At 67.2% G+C, this 6,390-nt stretch carries 4 protein-coding genes and 1 pseudogene; 2 read left to right on the forward strand and 3 right to left on the reverse strand.

The features are described 5' to 3' along the window. Positions 1-46: 46 nt before the first annotated feature. Positions 47-1,702: a hypothetical protein gene (locus CKO23_RS23775; protein WP_200335855.1), complete on the reverse strand. Its 1,656-nt coding sequence runs from the start codon at positions 1,700-1,702 to the stop codon at positions 47-49. Between the two features lies 1 nt (position 1,703). On the opposite strand from CKO23_RS23775, the gene CKO23_RS23780 reads away from it, so the two are divergent. After that, positions 1,704-2,735 carry a hypothetical protein gene (locus CKO23_RS23780; RefSeq protein ID WP_200335857.1) on the forward strand — a complete coding sequence of 344 codons (1,032 nt, stop codon included), beginning with the start codon at positions 1,704-1,706 and terminating at the stop codon, positions 2,733-2,735. A 1,524-nt stretch (positions 2,736-4,259) separates the two neighbouring features. Here CKO23_RS23780 and CKO23_RS23785 read toward each other — a convergent pair. Further along, the coding region (locus CKO23_RS23785) for a transposase (protein WP_207168680.1) at positions 4,260-4,766 on the reverse strand (507 nt) is incomplete at its 5' end. 1 nt (position 4,767) lies between these two features. Further along, positions 4,768-5,611, reverse strand: a pseudogene (locus tag CKO23_RS26170) (IS630 family transposase); the annotation flags it as partial. Between the two features lie 546 nt (positions 5,612-6,157). Here CKO23_RS26170 and CKO23_RS23800 point away from each other — a divergent pair. Then, a partial coding sequence (locus tag CKO23_RS23800) for a hypothetical protein (RefSeq protein ID WP_200335859.1) occupies positions 6,158-6,390 on the forward strand: 233 nt, incomplete at its 3' end.

Below are 6,390 nucleotides of genomic sequence, written 5' to 3' on the forward strand. Positions count from 1 at the left end.
GGCGATGGGCCAGGGCCTCGACGGGATCCCGCCGCCCCAACCCCGATCAGTCGCCATCCTGCCCATTCCCCCGCTGGTCGAACCAGGCGCGCGCGTTCAGCAGGTGCCAGGTGGTCTCCTTGCCCACCAGCTCGACGCCCGCGCTGAGGACGCCGTACTGGGCGTAGAGTTCGCCCGCGACCCGCTCGTCCCGCAATCGGGCGTTGGCGAGGACCAGCATGCCCTCGCCGTCGATCCGTGCATCCTGCAGGTCGATCGCCTGATCGCGCATGCGGATCCGCGCCTTGCCCGAGACGTTGCGGATGGTCAGCAGGTCGTTCAGCCAGTCCTGGTTCTCCTTGGGCTTGACGAAGAGGTTGACCAGCAGACCGCTGTCACGCATCCGCAGACCGATGCTGGCGTCCAGACGCAGGGGCTGCTTCCAGGTCATCCGCCCCTCCTGGAGATCGACCTCGGCCCACCAGACGGCAGCGCCCTGGGGGGCGCGAGCCTGGTCGCGGATCAGGATCCCTTGGTCGAACCGGATACTGGTGCCCGAGGCATCGAATGTCATGGCGTTCAGATCCCCATCGCGCAGGCGGGTATGGATGCGCAGATCGCCCTTCAGGGTCTGGTCCTCGATCCGCACCGCAACGTCCTTGGCGCTCAGCACAAGGTCGCCGCCACCGGTCAGTCCCTTGAGCGACAGCAGGCCCTCAAGCTCGCCCTTGCCGGAGAGCACCGACAGGCCCGAGTCCTTCGGCAGGTAGCGGTTATAGATGCGCATGTCCGGAATCTCCGCCTGCCAGAGGGTGATCTCGGTCGCGAGATCGCGCAGGACGCTGTCCTGGTCCAGCCGAGCGCCGCGGGTCTTGATCTCCAGGCGCTTACCCTGGATGTAGGGGGTCTCCTCATCCAGGCGGCGGAACTGGTAGTGGGCGAGATCCACCTCCACCCCGCCGCCTGGCCTGGCATCCTTGCCGCTGATCCTGGCCTTGACGACACCCCCGCCCCAGGCCTCGAAGTCGAGAAAGCGCGTGGCGATGCGCTCGGAGCGGACCTCCAGACTGCTGCCAGTGGCGAGGCGCCCGCGGCGGAGCCGCAGATCGGCGGACAGGCGCCCATCGCCGCTGAAGCCCAGGCGATGCTCGCCGCCAACGAAGCGGTTGAGGATGTCGATATTGGCGATCTTGCCCTCGGCCTTGACCCGGCCCTCCAGGGTTTGTCGCGCTTGGCGCTTGCCGAGATCGCCCCAGGGCAGTCCGGAGTCCAACTGGGCAAGCGGAAACCGCAGCTCCGTGACCAGGGCCGGCGCAGCCTGCTTGCCCTTGCCCTTGCCTTTGCCCGCGGCGACGGCCGCCTGCATGCGAATGGAGCTGCCCGAGAGGTCCAGTCGCCCGCCCGCAAGGTCGGCCCGCGGGATGACCAGCCCGAGGTCCAGCCGCCCCTCGACCGGCTCGCCGAACACCAGTCCCTGGATGTCCTCTCCGGCCAGCTCGAGTCCACCGCTCAGGACCTTGACCGTGTACTCCAGACGGCCCTTGGTGCGCGCCCCGCCGGACGTGAGCGCGAAGTCGCCATGGACCGGGAGATAGGGGCTCAGGACGGCCACGTCCGGAACCAGGGCATCCGTCCAGGCCAGGGTCAGCCTGGGATCGGTCGGCACCCCGGCCGCACCCTGGTATCGGCCGCTGGCGGTCAGCGCCAGCGACTTCCCGGTCAAGATGGTCTTGCCATCCCCCCAGGCGCAGCAGTCGCATGTCGCGCAGCCCGACCCGCAGCTGGACCGCGTCGCCGTCGCTGGCGCGCTGGATCTCGCCATGGACCTCACCCGCGCCCTGCGCCGCGAAGCCGAGAAAGCGGCTGCGGATGTCATCGGAGGTCACCTCGATCCGGGTCCCCGGTCCGGGTCGCCCGCCGGCGAGTTGGATCTCGGCGGCCAGACGACCGTCGCCGTCGATGTCGAAACCCGCATCGGCCGGAAGGAAACCATTCAGGAAGCCGATGTTGGCGACACGGCCCTCGATCCGGACCAGCCCCTCCAGGGGAGGCAGACTGGCCGCGGACGCGGCGGGGCCGAGCAGGGCGGGCGCGGCGAGCCGGGCCTCTGGGACACGGAGTTCCGTCACCAGCGCGCCGCGCCCGGTGGCGCCGCCCTCCCCCGCGCGCATGCGCACCCGAGTGCCCGAGAGGTCGAGCCGACGCGCCGCCAGGTCGGCCTCCGCGATCGCCAGGCCGAGTTCGAGTTCACCGACCACCGCCTGCTCCAGGACGCGCCCCGCAATCCGTTCCCCGGCGAGGTCGAATGCCCCCTTGGCGACCCCGTCCGCGTAGTTCAGATGTCCGGAGAGCCGCGCGCTGCCCGAGGTGAGGCTCAGAGGCAGACCAGCCGGCAAGGCGTCGGCCAGCACGGCCACGTTCGGCATGACGGTGTCATCCAGCTCGAGGCGTATCCGCGGAGCGCTGGGCGGCGTGCTCAGGTCGATGGCCGCGCCGGTCGCGGTCAGCCGGAAGGCCTTGCCGCGGATGAGCACAGGGCCATCCGGCCCGCGCCTGGCCTCCATGTCGTTCAAGGCCAGCTCGAGGCGCGTTTGCAGGCCACCATGACTCCCATCACTCTCATCACTCCCACCAACCCCATGAGGCGCATCGTTCGCCAGGATGGCGGACCTGATCTTGCCCGCGCCCGTCATCACATACGGCGCGGCCCCTCCCTGATCGCCCGAGGCATCCAACTCCACCGCCAAGCTGGGTGAATCGACGGCGATCTCACTGCCCTCCCCCAGCTTGCCCGCCCGGAGCCTGAGGGAGGCGGCCACCTGGCCCTGCCCGCTCAGGCGCAACCAGCGCCGCGCGCTCAGGTAGCGGTCGAAGAACCCGTAAGAGGCGGCCTGCCCCGAGACATCGACCCGACCCGACAGGGCGGCGGCCAAGGTCTCGGCCCCCGCACCCTGCAGACGCACCGGCGCGAGCTGCAGATCCGCATCGAGCCGCAGGTCGTCGCCGATTCGGGTCTCCTCCTGGCTGAGCGTGCCCGACCCCAGATGCAGCCGCACCTGCGCGACGCTCAACAGGCCCTCCCCACCGAGCCGCGCTGACGCCGCCTCCAGGTCGGCCACCCCGGAGAGTCGATAGCCCGCCAGCTCGGGGATCTGGATCCCACTGAGCGCGACCCTGCCGAGCACCAGCTCCCATCCGGCATCGGCAACCGTCGTCGCGGCGAGATTCGTCGCGGTCTGGGGCGTCACGGTCGCCTCAGAGGGCACTGGATCCGGGGAGGACTCCGGCTCCCAAGCGGGCTCCGCACGGCGAAGCGTCTTGGCAATCTGACCCTGGGCGTCGGCGCCTGTCGCAACGGGCGCATCGAGCCTGTCCACCGCGGCGGCGGGCCCAGGCGCAAGCGGCGCCAGGGTCACCGCCGGGGTGTCCGCGCGCAAGAGCCCCAGATGCAGGGTCCGGAAGGGCAGCCGCCAGAGTGAGACCCGGATCTCCGCCTCCTTCGCCGCCAGGCCCCAGTCGCGCCCAGCCGCGTGTCCGCCGAGCCTCAGATCCCGGACCGACAGCCAGCCTGGCACCAGGGTCCAGGCGCTCGACCAACTCAGGCTGAGCCGCTGCGCATCCCGATTGGCGAGCCGCGAAGGGACATCGCTGCGCAGCAAGGCATTTGCCGCCAGCAGGTAGGTCAGCTCGAGGACCAGCAGCAGTGCCAGCAACCTCGCTGCCCAAACTGAGACTCGGCGATGAACGTGGATCATGGTCTTTCGCTCCGATTCCGGTGCCTGACCCGCCCCTCCATCCTCGGCGAGCCTACCGCCTGCTGGATCCTGGGGATCGGGTGCTCGGAGGGCGGGACGTCGCCCAAGACGGCGCCATGCCGCTGACGAGAGGCTGAAGTCGATCAGTGCTTTGCTGACTGGTCTACCCCGTGAGGGGCGGACCGGGCCAGCAGTCTCGCCATGCCGGAGGCGTCCGATCCACGCATTGGAGCCGGCGCCTCTCTTCCAGTATCAGCGGCCGCTCATACTGACAGACAGAGGACTGCCCGGCCCGCCAATTATTCGCTGGATGCTGTGCCCGAACCGGGGCTACGCGGACGCGAGAATGCTCTATCAGCCCCTTAATCGCCTGTGCGAGCCGGACCCCACCGGCCGCGCAGAGATCGCCGAGTTCGTCTCCCCCGCTCTCGCCAAGAGTCGAGAGGTCTATGTCATCGCCAACAACAAGGCGGAAGGGTGCGCGCCTAGTGCAACAGAGTGGAAATCCCGAGACTGTTTAATCATTCATGCTGCGAGCGGCTTTCCCTCATAGGTCCAGCGGAAGGGTTTGGCCAACGTGCGATTGAAGAAGTCGATGAAATCGCTGATGCGTTTCTGAAGGTCGTCGATGGAGGTGAAGTTGCCACGGCGCAGGACTTTGCGCGCCAGGATCGAGAACCACATCTCGATCTGATTGAGCCACGAGGCGTGCTTGGGGGTGAAGTGAAAGACGATGCGATGGCTCGGATCGCTGAGGAACGCGGTGCGCGTGGCCATGGATTTGAGGATGCCGTAGCGCTCCTTCACGCCGAGGTCGCCCTCGAAACCGATGGCCTCGGCGATGAGGCGCACAACCGCCTCGGAGCAATGGATGTTGAGGTTGTCCATGACCAGATGCCACGGGATATGGGCTGGACGCTGGGCGAGCAGTGCGGCGAGATACGCGGCGAAGTCCTCGCTCGTGCGGGTCTCACCGAGGTGGTAGAAGACCTGCCCGGTGACCACGCAGAAGGTCGCGATGAGGGTGAGGGTNTGAGGTTGTCCATGACCAGATGCCACGGGATATGGGCTGGACGCTGGGCGAGCAGTGCGGCGAGATACGCGGCGAAGTCCTCGCTCGTGCGGGTCTCGCCGAGATGGTAGAAGACCTGCCCGGTGACCACGCAGAAGGTCGCGATGAGGGTGAGGGTGCCGTGGCGGATGTATTCGAACTCTTGGCGCTCGAGGCGTCCCGGGCGAACGGACTGAGTCGGTGCGGCGCGCTCAAGGGCCTGCACTCCGGTCATCTCGTCGATGCTGCGCGTCTCAATGCCCTGTGCGGCACGCTCTGGGGCCAGGCGGTAGGTCTCGCAGACATCGCGACAGCGCTTGGCGAAATCACCAGCGCGCGGGGTGTTGATCCAGCCCTGTACGCGATGCGGCTTGAGATCGATCTCGCGTAAGAAGCGTCCGATGGAGTGCGCGGAGATGTCTTCGACGATCCCGCGCGCCTTGGCCTCTTCGGCCAAGTCCGCATGGGTCCAGCGCGTCAGCTTCACCCCTTCGCGGACCGCAGGCTCGCACGCCAGGGCGATGATGGCGCAGATCTGCTCGGGGGTGAAGGTCGGCGGCGTCCCCGAACGCGGGCAATCGCTCAGACGCTCGAGCACGGGTTGATCCGCGCGCTCGCGCCAGCGTCGGCGCCAGCGTTGGACCAACGAGCGACTGACCTGCAACGTGGCGGCCGTTTCGTGCATCCCCTTGCCGGCGTCGGCGGCGAGAATGATTCGGGCTCGGATCGCCAGTTGCTGCGCCGTGGTGTGCTGACGCACCAACGCCTCCAACTGGGTACGTTCTTTGTCGGTGAGGGAAACGGGAATCGGGGTGCAGCGTGGCATCGTGTCATCAACTCATCGGCGAAACTCAAGACAGATGAGTAGGATGCCATCGATCGCCCAGAAACAGTATTAGGACTTCCACTCTAGACTACTAGGGTGATTCTGCAAAAGGGGTCGTGTCGGTGTGTTTCAGGTGAGTGCCCGCCGCCGGGGGCGGGGAAGCCATTCCCACGCGAGCCCGCGCGAATTCCGCCCGCTCATTTCGATACCCAGGTCCGCGAAGCGTTTCTGATCACTGATATGCACCTCCAAGGCAGTGATCGAACGTTGCCCGGTTGGGTGAGGTCGGCTGAATGCGCGCAGCGTTTGCCCGTCTCGAGTGGGTGCGGCTATTGGCACCTCCATCAGGGCGCTTATGTGCGGCAACGTACCGACAGCCATCGCCAGTGCGCTATAAAAAGAGTGTTGCAATGGTTCAGTCGGGCGCCGCCAGATGAGCTATTAGCCCGTTGCGGAGACAGACATCGAACCAGGCCCTAAGTGCATTGCTCACAAGTTAAGGTTTTTGAGAAGCTGTCAAGCCCCTACTCTTGAGACACGAGCCCCATGGAGACCGCGGCGCTCTTTCCTGTCCCCGTTGACGCCAAACCGAAGAAACGCAGTTCCGTACGCCACACCCGAGCCATTCAGCGGGATCGGCAACACCGTCCCGCGAGTGCCCCCTCGGCTGAGGCTGTGGTTGAGCGCCTGAGCGAGATCGTGCATCCGGCCACGCTGGCGCAGGTGAGCTATTTCCGCCTGCTGGGCTTGCGCGCGCGGGTCCTGACGCTGCCGGTGAT

The sequence above is a fragment of the Thiocystis violacea genome (genome assembly GCF_016583565.1).
GTDB lineage: Bacteria > Pseudomonadota > Gammaproteobacteria > Chromatiales > Chromatiaceae > Thiorhodococcus > Thiorhodococcus violaceus_A.